The sequence below is a fragment of the Paenibacillus sp. FSL H3-0469 genome, assembly GCF_038051945.1.
Classification (GTDB): domain Bacteria; phylum Bacillota; class Bacilli; order Paenibacillales; family Paenibacillaceae; genus Paenibacillus_AQ.
In genome coordinates this window covers 1005634-1025486 of sequence record NZ_CP150302.1, presented here as the reverse complement: position 1 = coordinate 1025486, position 19853 = coordinate 1005634, and the positions used below count along the sequence as shown (strand labels likewise).

Below are 19853 nucleotides of genomic sequence, written 5' to 3'. Positions count from 1 at the left end.
CGGCTACCTCGATTTTTTCGGATAAGCAGGGGTTGGCTTTTTTAGCAGTTCACGCAGAATCTCAATCTCTAACTCCTTTTCACCGAGCATCTTGACCGCCTTCTCATATTTCTGCTCGACCTCTACCAGGCGCTTCAGTTCCTCTACCTGCTCCTGGGGGTACGGATGATCTTGTTCTCCATGGGCTTCCCGGTAATCCCTCACCCACTGATTCACCGTGGACGGAGTCACCCCATACTTTCGGGCAACCACCGCCGCCTTAATGCCAGATAACACCTCTTGCGCTGCCTTCTCTCTTGTTCCTGTTAAGTGTCCCATACCGTTCCTCCTCCTCCTATCTCTAGTCTACATTTTTGTGGGGGAGGACTCCAACTTCATTAGGGGGCTGTGGAGACATAGTCACTAGGAGGGTTCGTAGGCGGAATATAGTCGGAAAACCGATTACATTAGGCACTAGGAGGGTTCGTAGGCGGAATATAGTCGGAAAACCGACCACATTGGGCACTGGGAGGGTCCGTGGGCGGAATGTAATCGGAAAACCGATTACATTGGGCACTGGGATGGTTCGTAGGCGGAATGTAGTCGGAAAACCGATTACATTAGGCTAGTGCAGCGGCGTTTAGTTGCAGTATAATCATTATTTTTCAACATAACAATTATTATGTTAACTTATTAACGATCACAAGAGTTAAAAACAATGATAAGTATATATTAATAAACCCCAAATCCGCTTTACGCAGGTCTGGGGTTTATTAATGTGTTCAACGTCTCAAGCGCCAACCCGCCTTGCTTCAGTGGCTTCGGCGGCCTCGCGGATGCGGAGTCTTTTATGCGCGGTAATCAGGAAAGGAAGGCCGAGCGCCGTAGTCAGCGCAAGCGGTACGAACACCGCAGGGCCATTCAGAGCGCCGAACTGATCCAGCAGCAGTCCTCCAAGGATAGGAGCCATTACACTGCCCAGATTATTGAAGCCAATCGTACCGAAGTAGGTGCCTTTCCATTCCGGCTTGGCGATTCGGTCAATCAGCATATCCATCATCGTGAAGAGCAGGACTTCCCCGACAGTGAACAGAACCACGCTGAACATCAGCAGGGGCACCCCTCCAGGCATTCCGAACAGCAGCAGACTAAGGGCTACGCAGACATTGCCCAGAATGAGCGGGATAATCGGCGCGAACTTGCTGGCTGCACGCACGATAGGATACTGTACGACCAGCACCGTCACTGCATTAAGCGACAGCATATAAGAGAAGACTTGGCTGCCATTGCTGAAATGGGTGTTCATCGCCAGAAATTGCGCCAGTGTAGAGCTGAAGTGGCCATACCCGAGGACGCAGAAGATGGTTCCCAGCAGAACGGGCAGAAATACCTTATCCCTTCCGGTGACCGCGAGCGCATCGAGCAGCTTCGGCGTCCGGGCTTCTCCATGCACAGGCAGGCTGGCACGGTGCACCGAGAATTGCAGGAACAGAACAAGTCCATAGGCGATATAGACGATCCCTGCGATTACGAACGGGAAGGTGGACTTGGCGGAGCCGAGCTGGAGGCCGATAATCGGACCGAAGACCACACCCAGATTCACCGCCGCATACCGCAGATTGAAGACCAGCAGCTTTTGCTCCGGCGGGGTGATATCTGACAATAATGCCCGTGAAGTTGGTTCAAATACGGCGCGGCACAGTCCGTTGAGCGTGTTCACCAGGAAGAAGACCCATAAATGCTGCGCTGCAGCGAAGCCGAAGAATACGCAGGCCCAGCCGAACACGGAGACCAGCATGACGATCCGGCGCCCGATCACATCCGAGATATAACCGCCGTAGAAGCTGATCATTACCCCTGCCAGCGAGCTGACGGCCACGGTGAACCCGGTCTGGGTAGCGGATGCGCCAAGCACCTGCGTGAGATAAATAGAGAGAAAAGGAATGCTCATTGAAGTAACCAGCCGGCCGAACATCGTTCCGATGATGATGGTCCAGGCCAGCGGGTGAATATGGCGCAGATGTTGTTTCATTTGAATCCCTGTCTCCTAATCAATAGTTTGAATTTGAAGCATGCTTCTTATCGAATGATTATGTATAATTGTATAGAACAAAGGGGGAAATAAAAGTGTAAGAATCATATGTCACTTTTCACCTTTTAAAAGGAGCTTGATCATATGGACACCAGCAGCACGCATTATCTCTGTTTGGCCGCAGCCTTGGCTCCGGCATATAGCCTCCAGCAGCCGGTTCCGGTGACGATTGAGCAGTTGACCGGTATCCTGTGCTGCACACCGCGCAATGTGAAGTTTATTCTGCGGAAGCTGGAGGAGCAGCAGCTAATTGCCTGGATACCCGGAAGAGGGAGAGGAAATCGCTCGCAGATGACTTTTTTGCGTCATATAGATGAGGTACTGGAGGAGAGATTTCAAGAGCTGGTCAGCAAAGGCCGGATTAAGCCTGCCATCGAATTGATTGGTCAATACCCGGTTAACGAGCCGCTCAAAGAACGCCTGCTGGCGGTTCTCGATAAGCAAATGGGCTTCTGGAGCGAACCCGGCTCCACATCCGGGCAGGAGGTGCTCCGAATCTCCCGTAACCGTGCGATGGAGAAGCTGGACCCGGCCACCGTATACACCGCTTTTGAGACCTATTTGCTGGGGCATATTTGCAGTACCCTGATTACCTATGATGCACAGAACGAGATTTTCCTGCCGGGGCTGGCCCACACGTGGGAGGCGAACGAGAGCAGTACAAGCTACCTGTTCTATCTGCGCAAGGGGGTGCGATTCCACCACGGCCGCATGATGACTTCTCGGGATGTAAAAGAAACCCTACAGCGTCTGATCCGGCTTAAAAGTCCGGCGATCTGTCATTTTGAGGATATCATTCATGTGGAGCTGGAGGGGGACTACGTTATACGGTTCGATCTGGTGCAGCCTAATTTCTTCTTCCTGCATCTGTTCAGCTCGATCTATATGTCGATTGTTCCGTATGATATGGATTTCGCAGCGAATCCGGTCGGCACGGGGCCCTATCAGGTAGTGGATCTGAGCCAGGATGTGCTTGTACTCAGCGCTTACGATCTCTACTATGGAATACGCCCTTTGCTGGACCGGGTCGAGATCTGGTACCTGCCGCATTTGGCCTCGGGGGTACGTCAATATCAGCTGACCCATGCCAGTACCAGCCTGAACAGCTTACCGGCAGCGGAGGACGGGAGGAGTCACAATATCGATTATCCGGCTGTCGGGTGCAGATACATTCTGTTTAATTTTAGAAAAGAAGGCATACACCATCATCCCGCGCTCCGGCAGGCCATGCGTATCCTCTATAATCAGCTTGCTCTGATCCGTGAGCTGGGAGGCAACCGGATTATGCCGGCGGATAGCTTCCTTCCCTGGCAGAGTAGTAAGCGGGAGTTTGAAGAGCCGCTATTGGAGGAAGCGCGGGCACTGCTTGAGGCAGACGGATACAAAGGAGAGGCGGTGAAGCTGGCCTACCGCACCCACCAAGAGGAGCGGGATGAGGCATTCTGGCTACAGGAGCGCTGCAGGAAGATTGGGCTACTGCTTGAGCTGTGCCCCGTATCCGAATATGACCTGCCGGACCTGATAAACCAAGCGGATCTTGTGATCTGCGAAGAAGTACTGGAGGATGACTGGCAGTGGGGGATGATTAATTATTTTCGCAATGAGTCGAATTATCTGCATCACCTCTTGCTGGACAGCCAGAAATCTGAGCTCACAGAGGTGCTGAAGCCTTTCGCCCGGCTGGCCGCCGGGGAGAGGGCAGAGGTACTGGAACTGGCCGAAGGCAAGCTGAGAGATAACGGTTGGGTACTGTATGGCTGTCACATGAATAAAAAAGCGCAATTAAGTCAGAATTTGTTCGGACTGGAGCCCGGCTCCTTCGGATTTTTGGATATCTCCAAGCTGTGGGTGAAATCGGGGTTTGAGTAGGCACAAAGAAACGGTTGCTCTCCTGAAGGGGGAAGCAGGCCGTTTTTTTGTGCAATAACCTTACAACTTAATTCAGACCGCTTGCTGCTGCTTGCCGTCACATTTCTTGCAGACCGTCAGCTTCTCACCCTCCGGGCCTTTACCGAAATACAAAAGCTTGATCCGGGTGCTCCCGCAGATCGGACAGGTACCCCTGGCCCGGGAGGGGGTAGTGTAAAGTGCTTTACCGCGCTTATTCTTGGACATGTATATTCCCACTTTCATCTGTAATACTCTATCCTATGCCCGGGTGGCAGCGGCGATTCGACGGAGGCATATATTCCTTAATAACAAACAAAATCGCCTCCAAAAAACAGCGTATAACTTAAATTATACGCTGTTTCGCTTCATATCGATTTCTATATCACTTCCCGCACTAGTTGTCACCTTAAATAGAGTGATTTTAGTAGAATAATATATCAATGATGGAATTAATGCCCATGTGGAGAGCGTAGCAGAGAATGTGTCTGTTCTTTCAACTCTTCGGATTGCGGAACCCATGCTATACTATTGGAAAAAACATAAGCTGGAGGGAGTCCATTGATTCATAGCAGCAAGCAGCATAAATGGAGATCAGACAAGCTGTCTCATCTGGGGTCATCGATCTTCGCCGAGGTGGCGGTATGGAAGTTAGAAGCCCGGCAAGCGGGACTTAACATTATCGATCTTGGAATCGGCAGTCCGGACCGGGCGCCTCTGCCCGAGATTCGTCAGGCATTAAGTGATGCGGTGCTGCGGGAGGATAGCTATGCTTATCCTTCGTCCAAGGGGAGTGCAGCGCTGCGCAACCAGGCGGCGAGATGGATGCAGTGGCGTTTCGGCGCGGAGGTAGATCCGGAGGAGGAAATCGTGTCCCTGATGGGTTCGCAGGACGGGCTGGCGCATCTGGCCCTGGCCATCTGCAATCCCGGTGATCTGGCGATTGTGCCGGACCCCGGTTATCCCATTTATTCAGGGGCGCTCGCAATAGCAGGGGTTAGGTCTTGGCCGCTGCCGCTCCTAGAGGAGAATGCTTTCCGGCCGGATCTGGAGAGTATTCCTGATGAGGTCTGGCGCGAAGCATCTTTTATCCTGCTCAGCTTTCCCGGCAATCCGATTTCGGTTACTGTGGATCTGGCTTATATGGAGCGGCTCGTGGAGCTTGCCCGTAAGTGGGAGGTGCTGGTCGTGCATGATCTGGCGTATTCAGAGATGGGCTTCGATGGGTACCGGCCGATCAGCATTCTCCAGGTACCTGGGGCGCGGGACACCGCCGTTGAATTTCATTCCTTCTCCAAAAGCTTCAACATGGCCGGATGCCGCATCGGCTTCATGACGGGCAATGCTCAGGCCGTCGGGGCGCTGCGGGAGCTGAAAAGCAATGTCGATTACGGCGTCTTCGAGCCGATTCAAGAAGCGGCGGTTGTGGCGCTGGAGCAAGCGATGAACTCCGGGCCGGACCAAGGGGTGGCTGAGCTGTATGAGCGGCGGCGGAATCTTGTGGTAGAGGCGCTGCATCTTGAAGGGTGGGCGGTGCCCTCGCCGGAAGCTACTATGTTTATTTGGGCGAGGCTGCCGGATGCCTATGGGAGTAGGGGTGAAGCCGGAAGTTCGCGCCGCTTCGCGCATGACCTGCTGCTGAGAACCGGTGTAGCGGTCATTCCGGGAGATGCTTTTGGCAGCCAGGGGGAAGGGGATGTGCGAATTGCACTGGTAGAGGAGGAAGAACGTCTGCTGGAAGCTGCCCGGAGGATCGGGAAGTTTCTGCGTTCGGGGAGATGAGGATGTGAGAAGTGCTACTGAGTAACATAATCAACATTATGTCAACCAATGTAATTCGCTGATCTGAATTCGGGGTAATAAGGATCAACTACAGATTTTCAGGAGGTTGACCTTATGGGATTTAACATTGGAGGATTAGGCGATAAAATACAAGGAGTAGTCGGTTCCCTCAAAGAAGGCCGTGCCTACGAGCTGCTGCAGAAATTACCGCTAGACAAGCTGCCTGTCGAGCAACTGCTGCAGAAGCTGCCGCTGGAGCAACTGCTATCTAGTTCTTTTCTGCAAAAGTTCACTCCGTTCGAGTCCTTGAAGGATCTGCTGCAAAAAGGGGGGTTCTCTGCCGGATCAGCAGAGGAGATAAAATCGCTCCCGTCGGATCAGCTTGATGAGCATGTAGCGAAGACTACTTCCTTCGGTTCACTGAAGGATATGCTGATCAAAGCAGCGGAGTTCTATTCCCAGCGGAAATAGATGGACCGCAGGTTGGTTTGAGGTAGGTAGTCTAAACCGCACTGCTGCCGGTTCTGGCAACCTCATATATGTAAGCAAGCCCGCACTGGAATTCACCGGTACGGGCTTGTATTATTTTTACATAGTTATATTCCAGGGACTTAGTGCTTCAACCAAGCCGTTGCCAGCAGCAAAGCTCCTTGGTTAGCCTTAGTGTCTGCCAGCGCGTTGAGCATCACGAAATCGTGGATAATGCCCTGGAAGCGCACAGCCGTAACGGGAACGCCTGCTTCGCGAAGCTTATTCGCATAGGCCTCTCCTTCATCACGAAGCACATCGGCTTCACCGGTGATAATCAGGGCTTCCGGCAGACCGCTAAGCTGGTCCAGACTGGCGCGCAGCGGAGAGGCCGTAATCTGTGCCCGCTCCTCAGGATCGGTGGTATATTGATCCCAGAACCATTTCATGCCTTCGCGCTGGAGGAAATATCCTTCTGCGAACTGATGATACGATTCGGTATCGAAGGAAGCATCTGTAACCGGATAGAAAAGCAATTGCTTGGAGATGGCCGGACCACTGCGTTCTTTGGCCATTAGGGTGATGGCAGCAGTCATGTTACCGCCGACACTGTCCCCAGCGACACTCAGCCTGGAGGCGTCGAGTCCATACGTGGAGCCCTCACTGGCGATCCATTCCAGTACCGCATAGATTTCTTCAATGGCCGTAGGATATTTGGCTTCCGGGGACAGGCTGTATTCTGGAAATACCACGGCAGCGCCTGTACCCACAGTCAGCTCGCGGATGAGCCGGTCATGCGTGTGACTGTTGCCGAAAACCCAGCCTGCTCCATGAATGTAGAGAATGACCGGCAAGGAAGTGCCGGAGGTGCCTACCGGACGGACAATGCGGACCTTCACTTCACCGCCGGGGCCGCCGGCTACGGTCAGATCCTGAAGATCTGCCTCGGGTTTTTCGATATCGCCAGCCTGGACGGTGTTGACCGTTTCGCGGCCTTTTTCCGGACCCAGATCGGGCAGGAAGGGAGGCTTGGCATTATCATCGGCGAATTTCTGAGCTGCAGGTTCAAGAATCACTCTTTTATGATCAGACATAGGTTACAGTCTCCTTCTTCTAGCAGATTAGGTCAAGCTCTCCTCATCCATAACCGCCTGACAAGTTTCTGAAACGTAAAGCGAACGGATCGCCCGGGTCAAAGCGTATACCAAGTAGAGAAAGGGGGGAAGCGAGCGTTGAAGAATTATCCCATTACAGAGCAGCAGGCCAAGGACATGTTTGAAGCACACTCCGCTTATATTTATGGGATTGCCCTTATGATGACCAAGCAGCGGGTGCTGGCCGATGATATTACCCAGGAGACTTTTCTGCGTGCCTTTGCAAAATATCATTTGTACGATCCATCCAGGCCGCTTCGGCCTTGGCTGTACCGGATTGCCGTCAATACGTCCCGTAATCTGTTACGCAGGAAGACCTGGATACAATTACTGGCGGGCGTTCCAGTAGAGGGAAAAGAGCACTCCGCCGAGAGCTTCGCCCTGCATAGTGAGAATCAGCTGGAATTATGGCAGGCGGTCAGCCATCTGTCCGCGAAGCTGCGCGAAGTGATCACCCTGCACTATTATGCCGGATTATCGCTGCCAGAGACCGCAGAGGTATTGAGCATTCCGCTGGGAACCTGCAAATCCAGGCTTCATGCGGCACTGCGCAAGCTGAGAGAATGCGGCGAGCTTGACCCCGGTGTGCTGATGATGAAGGAGGGACTTAAATGACGACAGCTAAGGACAGGCTGGATGTTGAATCCGGAGCAGTAACCGCACAATTACAAAAGGAAGCTGAACACATGATACACAGTATGCCTTCTTCTGTTGATTTTGATGAATTGTGGCAGCTACATACTGGAGGAGTAGGGAAAGCCCCAAGAGACAGACACCGGTTATCATCGTACAGGAAGTGGGTCATCGGCGCCACAGTTGCGCTGGCTGTTACAGCCGGATCCATTACCGGGATCGGATTCATCTCGCCCCAGGTTGCAGAGGCGCTGCGCGTCATTCCGTTCTTCGATTATTTGTATGCTAAAGGTGTGTACACAGCAAACCTCAAAGTTATTGAGCAGAAGCAGCTTAGCAGTCCCGTGGGCCTTGAGGCCAAGGATCAGGGGATCACTTTTGAGATGGCAGAGGTGTATTATGACGGTATTCAACTGGTGCTTAATTACGAAGTGACTTATCCGGCATCCTCACCGCCGATTTCAGAGAAGGACGCGGAGGTCTACTATGAACTACATCTGAGAGGCCATGAACCGCAGTCTATTTATACACATGATTTTACGATTACAGGAGACCACACCTTTATAGGGACCACCCGGCAATCTTTTGGAGATAAGGATCTGCCCGGTCAGTTAACACTGGATATGACCATTAATACAATCGGAGCTACCAAAGGAATTTGGGATCTCACCATTCCGCTGGATGCAAGCAAGAGTAAGGCGCTGACTTCCACGGTGTATCCGAAAGATCTGAATTTCACTTACAAGAAGTCATTATATACGCTTGAGAAGCTGACTCTTGGTCCAGTCAATACACAAGTGATTATGCGGAATATATACCCCGGTGAGAAGCTGAACGTTATACTCCAGGATGATATAGGAACCTTGTATACAGATCAGGGAGGAGGTGCAACCAATGACTACTACTATTTCAACTTCTCACCGCTGACAGCGCTCAATCCTAAGCCGGCCTATGTAACCTTGATCGTTACTGAACCGCTGGAGAATGGAGCAGTGAAGCAAGCGGAGGACCGCCATCGCCTGAATGGATCATTTCCTATAACGTTGAAGGGCAATGAAGGAGGAACAGTGAAGATAACTTCCGTTGATTATGAGGAGAAGCAGACCGTTGTGTACTATGAGGCCAGTCAGGTCATGAGCCAGAATACCCCGCTTCGGTTAGAAGAGGAGCAGAACAAGGATCATCCGATCTTCCCCAAAGGACAGCCGGTGCGCATTAACCGGGATAAACTAGAGTTTAAGCTGATTTTCCCGCCGGTGCAACCATCCGATCAGCTCGAAATTGTGGCCAATTCCTTCACTTATACGAAGGATATACAACAATTCCGTCTGCGGATTCCGGTTCAGTGGACCAAATAGCTGCTGAAATTCAACGCTTATAAAAGAAAGGCCGCGCCGTCCTGTTATGGATGGCGTGGCCTGTTTATAGTTGGATGGAAGTAACTTTGAATCTTCCGTATGATGGCTTTGTTGCTGCTGGATAGCCTGGTCCGAATGTATGCGGAAAACCGAATACAATATGCTGATATGGATACTGCGAGCCGAATGTATGCGGAAAACCGAATACAATGGGAGTTGTGGGGTTGTGCGGGCCGGATATATGCGACAAACCGAATACAATCGGTGCGGTGGTTGTTTGTGGGCCAAATGTATGCGAAAAACAGTATACAATTTGCAGGAATGCAGGTACAAGGGCTGGAAGCACAGACCACAGGTGACTTTGTTTAATGCACTTAAGAAATTAACGAAAAGAAAAGCAAAAAGAAGCGGAGGGGAAATTTGGAACTGGAGGAGCGATAGCATCCGCCTGAAAGCTTTCCGCAGGAAAGCTCGCATCGTAAGCATAAGCTTGGTTTGGATTTCTACCGCGAAGAGCGGTTGTAATAAAGAAATCCAAATTGGGCAGCGGCCGGAGGGCCAAATGTTCACCGCAGCGACGACCAAGCTTCGAGTCCAGCTCTTAAGTATGTAGCATTAATAGCACCTTCGAGTCCAACTCCAAGTGTGTAACAGTAAAGTCCCCCTCACCGCTCCCCCACACGCCTAGCGCCGGATCTCCAATAGTCCACCCCGGCAAACGCCGCCGTAATCAGCAGCGGGTAGAGAATTGCCCAGCCTGTGAACGGGAACACGGCCAGTGTGGCGGCAAAAGAAATCCAACTGATTGTTACGCCTGCACGGCTGCCGCGCAGAAGGCGGATTCCGGCGGCACAGCCCCCAATATAGGTAAGAATGAAGGTAGCGTTGGGGAAGGTGATCAGTGTGGTTATCGAGAGTGCCCCGCTGCCGTAGAGCGATAATATCAAGGTGAAGCAGAGCGCCAGGAAGCCGATGGCCCCCACAGGCGTCTGATAACGATTGGATAAAAGGCCCATCCAGCCCGGAGCATAACCTTGCCGGGACAAGGCATACGCCACGCGTGAAGCCGCACCTGCATAGGCAATGATCGTCGCCGTGCAGATGAAGAGACCGGTGAGTCCGGCGATGAAGCCTCCCCATGCCCCCAGCGGCTGGCTGATGATCCATAGCAGGGAGCTATCTGCCCCGCCGTGCAGATAGCTCTGCGTACCTACGGTAGCAAGTGCCGAGAGGAAATACAGGACACCGACAATGATGGCCGCGATGGTCACACCCTTAACCGCAGCCCGTTCAGGTTCCTTGAACTCTTCCGACAGATGCGAGACTGCTTCCCAGCCGATGAAGCACCAGAAGAGGATCGCGGCCGCCTGCCCGACACTCATCCAGCCATACGGCGCAAACGGAGTGAAGTGAGCACGCTCCATCCTTGGAAGCGCAGCGGCAAAAGAGAAGACCAGTACGGCAACAATAGCGATCACCACAGCAATTTGCACTTTACCGGCGACCTGCATGCCGATCCAGTTCGTTAGGAGTCCAATGACCAGTATCCCGGCGGCAAGGGCGATTCTGGCCGGATCGCCCCAGCCCATCGCTGCGGTCATGTATCCTGCACCGGTCAATGCGGCGACTGGCGCACCGATCGGAACGGACAGCAGGAAGAACCAGCCGACAAGGGCCCCGGCCTTCGGCCCGAAGGCTAGAGTAACGAAGTGGGAGACGCCCCCGGCGTTAGGGAACTTGGCAGAGAGCAGGCCCATGGATAAGGCAAGCGGAAGAATGAGCAGGGTCATGAAGCCCCAGGCCAGCAGCGAAGCCGGGCCAGCCATCTCGGCTGCCAGTCCGGGGACAATTAATACCCCCGAACCGAGGACAGCCCCGATGTATAAGGCAACGGCCTGAGGCATGCCGATAGTACGTTGTAACGAGGTGTGTTTCTTCATACGTATAATCCCGCTTTCCTTGTATTTAGTTCTAGAGTATCAGATAATAGATCCATTGGAAAAACGGAATTATCAAATAACATCCATTCAAAAAACCGATGGATCAAAGGAAGGTCTGCTATGGAATCGAAGCATCTGTTCACCTTTCTCGTTGTGGTAGAGACGGGCAGCTTCACCCGCGCTGCGCAGAAGCTGGATTATGCCCAGTCCAGCATTACCGCACAGATTCAGGCTCTGGAAGCAGAGCTGGGGCAGCCCCTGTTCGACCGGATCAGCAAAAAGATTATGCTTACCGATGCAGGCCGCCGCCTGCTGCCGTATGCCCAGGAAATCTCCAAGATGCACACGATGGCTGAGAATGCCCTCCGGTCTGAGACCGAAATCGCCGGTTCACTGCGGATTGGCGCACCGGAATCCCTGGCGGCCTTCCGGCTTCCCGGAATAATCAAGGATTTCCGCAGCCGTTATCCGCAGGTGCAGATTACCCTTAAGCCGGGGGCCTGCTGGGAGCTGACCGAGTTCATCCGCTCCGGGGAGCTGGATCTGGCCTTCCTGCTGCAGCCGGAAACAGAGTATAAGGATATGCACTGTGAGACGCTGATCCATGAAGCCATGGCTCTGGTGGCTCCGCTGGATCACCCGCTGCTGGAGCTTGCTGAAGTGGAGCCGCATCAGCTGAAGAACGTAACGATTCTGCATACCGAAGCGGGCTGCACCTACCGCACCTTGTTTGAACGTCATTTGAACAGCCACGGTGTCTTTCCTGATCCGAATCTGGAGTTCTGGAGCATTGAAGCGATCAAGCAGTGCGTGATGGCCGGACTCGGTCTCTCTTTTCTGCCGCAGATTACGGTGAAGCGCGAGCTGGCGGAAGGCAAGCTGGGCCGGCTGAACTGGAATGACCAGTCGCAGCGGGTGGCCACCCAGATCGCTTACCATAACAAGAAATGGAAGTCTCCTGCGCTCAGCGAATTCCTCAGAATGGTAGAGAAGCATGCTGCCGGATGGAGGGAAGCTACTGCAGAGGAAATGATATAATAGTTGTACTTAAGAGGGAGGGAACAGATCATGAATGAGCTGGAACTAACATACGAAGAAGAGCTGGAGGCCTTCCTGATCTGGATGAAGGATGCCGGTTATACAGCACATACCCAGAAATCCTACCTTGCGGATGTGCGGGAATTCCTGGACCAACTGAACGGCAAGGAGCTGGGAACGGTTAAGAAGCTGCATGTGGTGTCCTACCTGACCTCGGTCCGTGAGCGGGGAGTCAGCGATGCCACCCGTAACCGCAAGCACGCCTCGGTTAACTGTCTGTTCAAGGCACTGTCCGAGCTGGAGCTGTTATCTATTAACCCGGCGGCAGGGATCAAGAAATCCAAAACTGACAAAAACCGTGAGCCGGTCTATCTGGAGGAGCAAGAGCTGGAGCGGTTCCTCTCGGCGGTGGACGGCAAGTATAGAAGCCGCAATCTGGCGGTCTTCCTGCTTATGTCCTATATGGGGCTGCGGGTAGGGGAAGTACATACGCTGAATCTGAGTGATTATAATGTAGACCGGCGCACGCTGCGGGTCTTCGGCAAAGGGCGCAAATGGCGGGGCATACCGGTTCCCGAGGATGTAGCCCCGTATCTCGATCAGGCGATTACGGACCGGCTGGTTCCTTGGCGCAGCAAAGAAGAGGCCATGTTCATCTCGCAGAAGGGTCGCAGACTGTCGATCCGGGGAATTCAGGGCATTGCTGCGGATACCTTCAGCCGCTTCCAGAGTGAGCTGCCCTCTTCCCAGCAGCGTGCCTATTCGAGCCATAAGCTGCGGCATTCGTTCGCCACTATGCTGCTGCGCAAGGGCGCGGATCTGCGGACGGTGCAGGAGCTGCTGGGTCACTCTTCCATTCAGACAACTACAGTCTATACCCATATCACGAGCCGGGAGAAGGAAGAGGCGATGTCCCGACTGCAAATCAGCAGTGCTGATAAGCTGAGCGGCAGCCTGTAATCGGCCTGTCTAGTATTCATATCACTTGAACTATGAACTTTTGTTCATACCCTAACGCATAAATTACATGGAATGTGCTTTTTTAGGATGACAACTTGTCTATGAATTGCTACCATGAGAAAGGGAAAAATGGAGATGAGAAATCAACCGCAACATTCGCTTTAGCCGCTTAACGCGTCTTCGCGGCTTGTAAATGCTTGGATGCTTAGATTTCAATGCTTAGATTTCATAAAAAGGCCGCCAATCCCTGCGGATTGGCGGCCGGCTCGTTCCGGCTGGAATTATAGCTCCAGCTTGGTAATTTCACTCTTGAGCTTGTCAGCGGACTGCTGGAATAAGCTCTGTTCTTCTTCGCTGAGCGGAAGATCAAGCACCTCACGCACACCGGAGCGGTCCACAACACACGGAGCGCCGAGGAACACATCGGAGACGCCGTTGTAGTTGTTCAGTAGTGTAGATACATTCAGAACGGAGCCTTCATTGTTCAGGATGGACGCTACAATGCGGTCCAGTGCAAGCGCGATGGCGTAGGAGGTCGATCCCTTGGCATCGATAATCTCGTAAGCGGCATTCTTCGTATCCTCGAAGATTTCTTTGCGTTCGGCTTCATCGAAGCCCAGATCAATCCCGGCGACATTGGCGAGACTCCAGACCGGCAGCTCGGAATCGCCATGCTCCCCGATGATCTGTCCATGGATGCTGCGCGGGTCAATCTCCTTGTGCTTCCCGATCAGGTAACGGAAGCGGGCGCTGTCCAGTACCGTTCCTGAGCCGATAACCCGTCTGCGGTCGAAGCCGCTGATCTTCAGGGTCGCGTACGCCAGGATATCGACCGGATTGGTCGCAATCAGCAGGATCGCGTGCTGGTTGTATTTCGTGATTTTCTGGATGATATCTTTGAAGATCGAGATGTTCTTGCGGAGCAGGTCGATCCGGGTTTCACCAGGCTTCTGGGAGGCTCCGGCAGTGACGATAATAATGTCGGCTTCGCGGCAATCCTCATAGGTACCGGCCCAAAGCTTCACGCCTCCTACAAAAGGCATACCATGGTTCATATCCAGCGCTTCACCAAGCGCCTTCTGGTGGTTCACATCGATCAGTACAAGCTCGGGCATGCGCTTACGCAGCAGCAGCGTATAGGCTGTAGTGGTTCCGACTGCACCGGTACCGATGACTACAACACGATTGGGCTTAAATGGGGCCATGTTAAATCTCCTCCAGCTTTTGTATTTTGGTAGTATAAGGAAGGCAGAGCCATTCCACTTGCTGTCCAATCTTATCCATCATAATCGCTAGGAATAGTGTTTTCAAGCTATCCGTTTTTCATCCATTACCCGTAATAGGGTAAGCTAACAACGATTTTTCTGTTATCCACTCAACCACTTGACAGGAGCGAACTGAAGTATGGATTTATTCCGCAAAAAACCGCTGGCTATTCCCCAGAATGCCGGAGCGGAGAAGCTTAGCAAGACACTGGGCGCCTTGGATTTGACGATGCTTGGGGTAGGAGCCATAATCGGCACCGGGATCTTTGTAATGACGGGAGTGGCTGCTGCGGAGCATGCCGGACCGGGCCTTGTTCTTTCCTTTATTATAGCGGGGATTGCCTGTGTGTTATCCGCTTTGTGTTATTCTGAATTTGCGTCCACCCTGCCTGTATCCGGCAGTGCCTATGCCTACAGCTATGTAGCATTTGGCGAATTGCTCGCCTGGGTTCTCGGCTGGGACCTTGTCCTGGAATACGGGGTTGCCGCAGCAGCGGTAAGCAGCGGGTGGTCCGGATATTTCCAGGGCTTGCTGGAAGGCTTCGGGATACATTTGCCCACAGCTTTGTCTGGAGCGTATAATGCGGATAAGGGAACGTTCATTAATCTGCCCGCAGTCATCATTATCCTGCTGATCTCCTATCTGCTGACACGCGGAGTTAAGGAGACTGCCCGCTTCAACGCAGTGATGGTTGCCATTAAGCTCTGCGTGGTGCTGTTGTTTATTATCACAGGCATATTCTATGTGAAGCCCGAGAACTGGACTCCGTTCCTGCCGTTTGGGATTCATGGCGTGATGAATGGCGCGGCCACTGTATTTTTTGCCTATATCGGCTTTGATGCCATCTCGACAGCCGCAGAAGAGGTGAAGCGTCCTCAGCGTGACCTACCGATTGGGATTATCTCATCCCTGGCTATTTGTACGGTCCTCTATATCGCAGTTTCCCTGGTTCTGACTGGCATTGTGCCTTATCATAGCTTGAATGTCAGTGATCCGGTGTCCTTTGCTCTGCGTTTCGTTGGCCAGAATATGATTGCCGGACTGATCTCTATCGGGGCTATTGCAGGGATGACTACCGTACTGCTGGTCATGCTGTTCGGTCAGACCCGGCTGCTGTTCGCCATCTCGCGTGACGGGCTGCTGCCGCAGAGCTTGTCCAAGGTTAGCCCCAAGACGCATACACCGGTGCGCAGCACTTGGATGGTCGGCAGCCTTATTGCAGTACTTACCGGCTTCGTCCCACTGGACCGGCTGGCTAATCTGACCAGTATCGGCACCTTATTTGCCTTCCTGGTTGTGTCACTCGGGGTCATTATGCTCCGCCGGACGAAGACAGATCTTAAGAGAGGCTTCCGGGTTCCATGGGTTCCGCTGGTTCCGCTCCTTAGTGCGGCGACCTGCGGCTACTTAATGTATAATCTCGGCAAAGAGACCTGGATCGGCTTCATCATCTGGGTTGCAATCGGGCTGGTGATCTACTCGTTGTATGGCTACAAACGCAGTAATCTGAATACGAAGAAATAATCTTTTTAAATAATCATGAATGAAGAAAAGGAGAGAGCGCATTGTCAGCCAAAGCTTCATATTCCAAGATTCTAAGAGTGGCGTTGATGCTTCTTATGACTCTGCTGGTTCTCTCGGCCTGCTCGTCCGCCCCTCCGCCGGAGGCTACCCGGCCTCCTCAGCCGACTGAAGCGCCGGAAGAAGGGCAGATGATTACAGTCATCACCCCGGATAACAAGAATGTGGAACCCGAAAATGCAAAGAAATACCAGATTCAGACGCGGCTGACCGACTTCCGGCTGTTGAATGCTTCAGCAGGACTGGCCTGGGGGGTAACGCGCAATGAGCTGCGAATGTACATGACGCTGAATAACGGCAAGACCTGGGCGAATATTTCACCAGCTACGAATGTACAATTTCTGAGCAATCCGGTCTACGGCAAAGAGATTTTCTTCACTGACCCCGAGCATGGCTGGATTATCCGCAGCTCGTTCGGCTCTACCGAGACCGTGGTGCTGCGTACCACAGACGGAGGACACAGCTGGCAGATCTCTGCGTTCCCCGACTCCAACAAGCTGGCCTCTATATACTTCAGCTCTGGTCTGAACGGCTGGCTGATGACCAAGTGGGATGCTAGTGCCACCAAAGAGAGCAAAGCTTTGTATGCTACCAAGGATGGCGGAGCCACCTGGAATCTGGTGATGCAGAATGAGCAGTATAATCCGAATCTGCCGACTAGTTCGATTCCACATGCCGGTGTCACGACAGGGATGATCTTTAATGATGAGAGCCGCGGGTTTGTTATGCTGCAGACTGGCGCTCTGCCCAAGATCTATATGACCAGAGATGGAGGGGCGACCTGGGTACCCGGTTCGGAATTCCTGGTCAATGATAGCTTTGCAGGATGTGACCGGGTGGTTACGGGTGTCCCTGAGTTCTTCGGGAAGAATGCGGCCGGGGGCTGGATGCCGGTCGGCTGTCAGAAGGACAAAGAAGGCAGCATGAGCTTTAACGGTTATTTTACCGCCAATGGGGGAGAGAATTGGAAGTTCACCACATTCGGGCGGCCGGCGCTCTCCGGTATGAACCGGAATGTGGCACCCGACTTCCTGAATGCCATGACGGGCTGGTCGCTGGAAGGCAACCTGCTCTATAAGACGGTGGACCAGGGAGTGACCTGGACGGCCCTTCCGGCCAGCACGGTGCTTCAGTCCAAGCTTCTGGAGTATCCGGAGGTAGTGAAGCTGCAATTCATTTCAAGCGATGTCGGCTGGCTGCTGATCTCGAAGGAGGAGGAACGCAGGTCGATCCTGCTTCAGACCACCAACGGCGGCGAGAGCTGGCGCGTAATGTAATACTCTGCAAGAGGTTGTCCGTTCTGACGGATAGCCTCTTTTTTTCACATTAAATCTGCCTAAAGGCCTCTACAATATAAGGAAAAATCTTATTTAAAATTTTCTTTAAAAATGTGAAAAAAATCACATGACAAATTCTGAATCCTGTGATATATTTAACACATAGAGAACAAGTTACTTTTTTCACAAACTTTCAAACAAACTTCCAACCCGAAGAGGAGAGATTACAATGACAACTTTTGAAACGAATTATATGACTAGAAACCTGATGCAACTGTGCTACAACTGCGATGACGCTCACCTGTGCCAGACTGAAGAACAATGCAAAGCCTGCTGGGCAGACAACGGCATGATGCCGGAAGAAACGAACGAAACCAGACAACTGTTAGACCTCGTACATGCTTAATGTAACCGCCACTCGGGTATTATAGAAGGCCATTTAAGTTCCAGGCAGTACCGGAACCTGAATGGTCTTTTTGCAATTATAAGAACTTATAGGTTTCACACGATAACTTATCCTTTCTATTTCTCGCTGAAACGGTACCGTCCTATAAAAGGACGGCGAAGCCGTTTCTACTTGCGTTTCTGCCGGTGCTGTCTTGCAGACAAGAGGCATATACATGTAGAGAAGCCTATATGGGCAGGTGTGCTAACTACTTGGGAATAAGGGGGAAGAGACAATGGGAACGGGGAGTGATCCATCCTGGCTGTTCGATTTTACAGGAACGGTATTGCCGGTCTTTCTCGCTCTGGTCGTGGGGATCATCGCTGTGTCTGCGGGCCGGGGATTGCTTCAGTGGAGCCGGAACAATAAAGCCCCCCTGCAGTCCATTCCCGCCCGTATCGTGAGCAAGCGGACCGAAGTGCGCCAGCAGCAGTCCCAGGAGGATAGTCTCTCCAGCCGGACCAGCACCACCTACTATCTGACCTATGAAGCTGAGGATGGGGTGCGCAGGGAATTCAAGGTGGAGGGACAGGAATACGGGATGAGCGCTGAGGGAGACCAAGGTATACTGACGTATCAGGGGACCCGGTATCATGGCTTTCAACGGCGTCCTCATTACTCCACGGCAGAGTAGCTAAGATGGCAATGCATTATAGATGGTGATTGTAACCCCCTGGTTCCGGCTCAGGAACCAGGGGGTTTTTGGCGTGCCTCCAGCATGGGAAAGAACGGAGAGGGGGCAGGAAATTGGGTGCAGACTGTCACCTCCTGGGCGAATACACATACAATACAGCGAGCAGCAAAAGAACAACGGAGAAAACAATAGTCTGCACAGCTTCACCTGTTAATGAAATGAATGCAAGGAGGAGAACGCGTGGCTGTCATCAAAACTAACTCGGAGGACGTAAGAGTGCTTGCACGGCTGATGCGGGCCGAGGCTGAAGAGGATGGGGAGTCAGGCATGCTGATGGTCGGCAATGTCGGCGTGAACCGGATTCTTGGCAACTGTCTGGATTTCAACAACATCCGCAGTGTGAACGACATGGTGTATCAGAGCCCCGGCGGCTTCGAAGCCCCGCAAAAGGGATATTTCTATCAGCGGGCGCGGGAGGCCGATATCCGGCTGGCGAAACGAGCGATTAACGGGGAGCGAACTTGGCCGGCCTCGAATGCGCTCTGGTTCTTCCGCCCGGTCGGCGATTGCCCGGCGACCTGGTACAATCAGCAGAATACCGGACGCTACAAGGCCCACTGCTTCTTCACTCCGACACAGGGAGATTGTCCGGCAGTATACTAGGCAAGACAAGGCAGTTATTACACTTTAGGAGGTAATCCGTACATGATCGTTCAACCCTACCGCCCAGTTCCTTATATGATGGGCAGCAATCCCGCAGGCAGCATGAACAATATGAACAACATGAACAATATGAACAATATGGAGAACATGAATAACATGAACAATATGAACAACATGGGGCACATCGGAAATATGGGGAAAATGGGAAACATGGGGAACATGGGAAACATGGTCGCCATGCCGCCTCAGGTAAGCAGCGGAAGTCCCATGATGCCCGGCGGCACGGTGGTCTCCACAGCTGCCCCCGTGTTTGAACAGTCCTATGTGGAGAATATTTTCCGCCTGAATCTTGGCAAGGTGGGCACCTTCTATTTCACATATGAGAATAATAAGGACTGGAATGCCAAGGTCTACACCGGGGTGCTTGAAGCTGCGGGCCGTGACCACCTGATTATCAGCGACCGGGCTACCGGACAGCGGGTGGTGCTGCTGATGGTTAACTTTGATTACGCCACTTTCGAAGAGCCGCTTGTCTATCAATATCCGGGCGTTGTCGGGAATCCGCTGGGAGTGCGTAACTGTTAATCCGCTTTTCCGGCCATTTATCCATAGAATTGCCCAAAAACGGCTGTCCGCCTTGGTTTGAGGCGGTCAGCCGTTACTTATGCTCCCGTACGTACATATGCTGTATTTTTC

Annotated in this window: 19 protein-coding genes; 13 read left to right on the top strand and 6 right to left on the bottom strand. The window is 52.6% G+C overall.

Features of this window, described 5'->3' with window-relative positions; genetic code table 11:
* Positions 1-3: 3 nt before the first annotated feature.
* Both NSS83_RS04365 and NSS83_RS04360 read right to left on the bottom strand, forming a co-directional pair.
* Entirely contained in the window at positions 4-318 is a 315-nt protein-coding gene (locus NSS83_RS04365; RefSeq protein WP_340750738.1) for a helix-turn-helix domain-containing protein, read from the bottom strand.
* 451 nt (positions 319-769) lie between these two features.
* A complete protein-coding gene (locus NSS83_RS04360) occupies positions 770-2011 on the bottom strand; it encodes an MFS transporter (RefSeq protein ID WP_340993147.1) in 1242 nt (413 codons plus the stop codon).
* Positions 2012-2155: 144 nt separating this feature from the next.
* Here NSS83_RS04360 and NSS83_RS04355 point away from each other — a divergent pair, with 144 nt between their 5' ends.
* Complete coding sequence (locus tag NSS83_RS04355) at positions 2156-3940, top strand: ABC transporter substrate-binding protein (protein WP_341347764.1); 1785 nt, start codon at positions 2156-2158, stop codon at positions 3938-3940.
* 72 nt (positions 3941-4012) lie between these two features.
* Here the strand turns inward: NSS83_RS04355 and NSS83_RS04350 are convergent, their stop codons facing one another.
* The gene (locus NSS83_RS04350) at positions 4013-4186 is read right to left on the bottom strand and encodes a hypothetical protein (protein WP_200869554.1); all 174 of its coding nucleotides are present in this window, start codon (positions 4184-4186) and stop codon (positions 4013-4015) included.
* 333 nt (positions 4187-4519) lie between these two features.
* On the opposite strand from NSS83_RS04350, the gene NSS83_RS04345 reads away from it, so the two are divergent.
* Both NSS83_RS04345 and NSS83_RS04340 read left to right on the top strand, forming a co-directional pair.
* Complete coding sequence (locus tag NSS83_RS04345) at positions 4520-5740, top strand: aminotransferase class I/II-fold pyridoxal phosphate-dependent enzyme (protein WP_341347763.1); 1221 nt, start codon at positions 4520-4522, stop codon at positions 5738-5740.
* A gap of 114 nt (positions 5741-5854) precedes the next feature.
* Complete coding sequence (locus tag NSS83_RS04340; RefSeq protein ID WP_051478104.1) at positions 5855-6211, top strand: hypothetical protein; 357 nt, start codon at positions 5855-5857, stop codon at positions 6209-6211.
* Between the two features lie 140 nt (positions 6212-6351).
* On the opposite strand, the gene NSS83_RS04335 is transcribed toward NSS83_RS04340, so the two are convergent.
* Positions 6352-7302 (bottom strand): alpha/beta hydrolase, encoded by a 951-nt coding sequence (locus NSS83_RS04335; RefSeq protein WP_340940368.1) that lies wholly within the window; start codon positions 7300-7302, stop codon positions 6352-6354.
* A gap of 138 nt (positions 7303-7440) precedes the next feature.
* Between NSS83_RS04335 and NSS83_RS04330 the strand changes: the two genes are divergently transcribed.
* On the top strand, positions 7441-7977 hold the full coding sequence (locus NSS83_RS04330; RefSeq protein ID WP_341347762.1) for a sigma-70 family RNA polymerase sigma factor: 537 nt from the start codon (positions 7441-7443) through the stop codon (positions 7975-7977).
* A complete protein-coding gene (locus NSS83_RS04325; RefSeq protein ID WP_341347761.1) occupies positions 7974-9353 on the top strand; it encodes a DUF4179 domain-containing protein in 1380 nt (459 codons plus the stop codon). Before NSS83_RS04330 ends, NSS83_RS04325 begins: the two co-directional genes overlap by 4 nt.
* 665 nt (positions 9354-10018) lie before the next feature.
* Here NSS83_RS04325 and NSS83_RS04320 read toward each other — a convergent pair.
* A complete protein-coding gene (locus tag NSS83_RS04320) occupies positions 10019-11293 on the bottom strand; it encodes an amino acid permease (RefSeq protein WP_341347760.1) in 1275 nt (424 codons plus the stop codon).
* Between the two features lie 120 nt (positions 11294-11413).
* Between NSS83_RS04320 and NSS83_RS04315 the strand changes: the two genes are divergently transcribed.
* A complete protein-coding gene (locus NSS83_RS04315; RefSeq protein ID WP_341347759.1) occupies positions 11414-12331 on the top strand; it encodes a LysR family transcriptional regulator in 918 nt (305 codons plus the stop codon).
* 30 nt (positions 12332-12361) lie between these two features.
* Positions 12362-13291, top strand: a complete 930-nt coding sequence (locus NSS83_RS04310; protein WP_341347758.1) for a tyrosine-type recombinase/integrase — start codon at positions 12362-12364, stop codon at positions 13289-13291.
* Between the two features lie 281 nt (positions 13292-13572).
* Here the strand turns inward: NSS83_RS04310 and NSS83_RS04305 are convergent, their stop codons facing one another.
* On the bottom strand, positions 13573-14496 hold the full coding sequence (locus tag NSS83_RS04305) for an L-lactate dehydrogenase (protein ID WP_036726543.1): 924 nt from the start codon (positions 14494-14496) through the stop codon (positions 13573-13575).
* A gap of 199 nt (positions 14497-14695) precedes the next feature.
* On the opposite strand from NSS83_RS04305, the gene NSS83_RS04300 reads away from it, so the two are divergent.
* The 6 genes from NSS83_RS04300 (at position 14696) to gerQ (ending at position 19742) form a co-directional block, all read left to right on the top strand.
* Complete coding sequence (locus tag NSS83_RS04300) at positions 14696-16081, top strand: amino acid permease (RefSeq protein ID WP_341347757.1); 1386 nt, start codon at positions 14696-14698, stop codon at positions 16079-16081.
* An 86-nt stretch (positions 16082-16167) separates the two neighbouring features.
* Positions 16168-17415, top strand: coding sequence for a hypothetical protein (locus tag NSS83_RS04295; protein WP_341347756.1), 1248 nt, complete (start codon positions 16168-16170; stop codon positions 17413-17415).
* 229 nt (positions 17416-17644) lie between these two features.
* Positions 17645-17821, top strand: coding sequence for a hypothetical protein (locus NSS83_RS04290; protein ID WP_340753410.1), 177 nt, complete (start codon positions 17645-17647; stop codon positions 17819-17821).
* A 274-nt stretch (positions 17822-18095) separates the two neighbouring features.
* A complete protein-coding gene (locus NSS83_RS04285) occupies positions 18096-18494 on the top strand; it encodes a DUF2500 domain-containing protein (protein ID WP_036695387.1) in 399 nt (132 codons plus the stop codon).
* A gap of 240 nt (positions 18495-18734) precedes the next feature.
* Positions 18735-19157, top strand: a complete 423-nt coding sequence (locus NSS83_RS04280) for a cell wall hydrolase (RefSeq protein ID WP_036695386.1) — start codon at positions 18735-18737, stop codon at positions 19155-19157.
* 192 nt (positions 19158-19349) lie between these two features.
* Positions 19350-19742: a spore coat protein GerQ gene (gene gerQ / locus NSS83_RS04275; RefSeq protein WP_339257508.1), complete on the top strand. Its 393-nt coding sequence runs from the start codon at positions 19350-19352 to the stop codon at positions 19740-19742.
* The last annotated feature ends 111 nt before the right edge of the window (positions 19743-19853 follow it).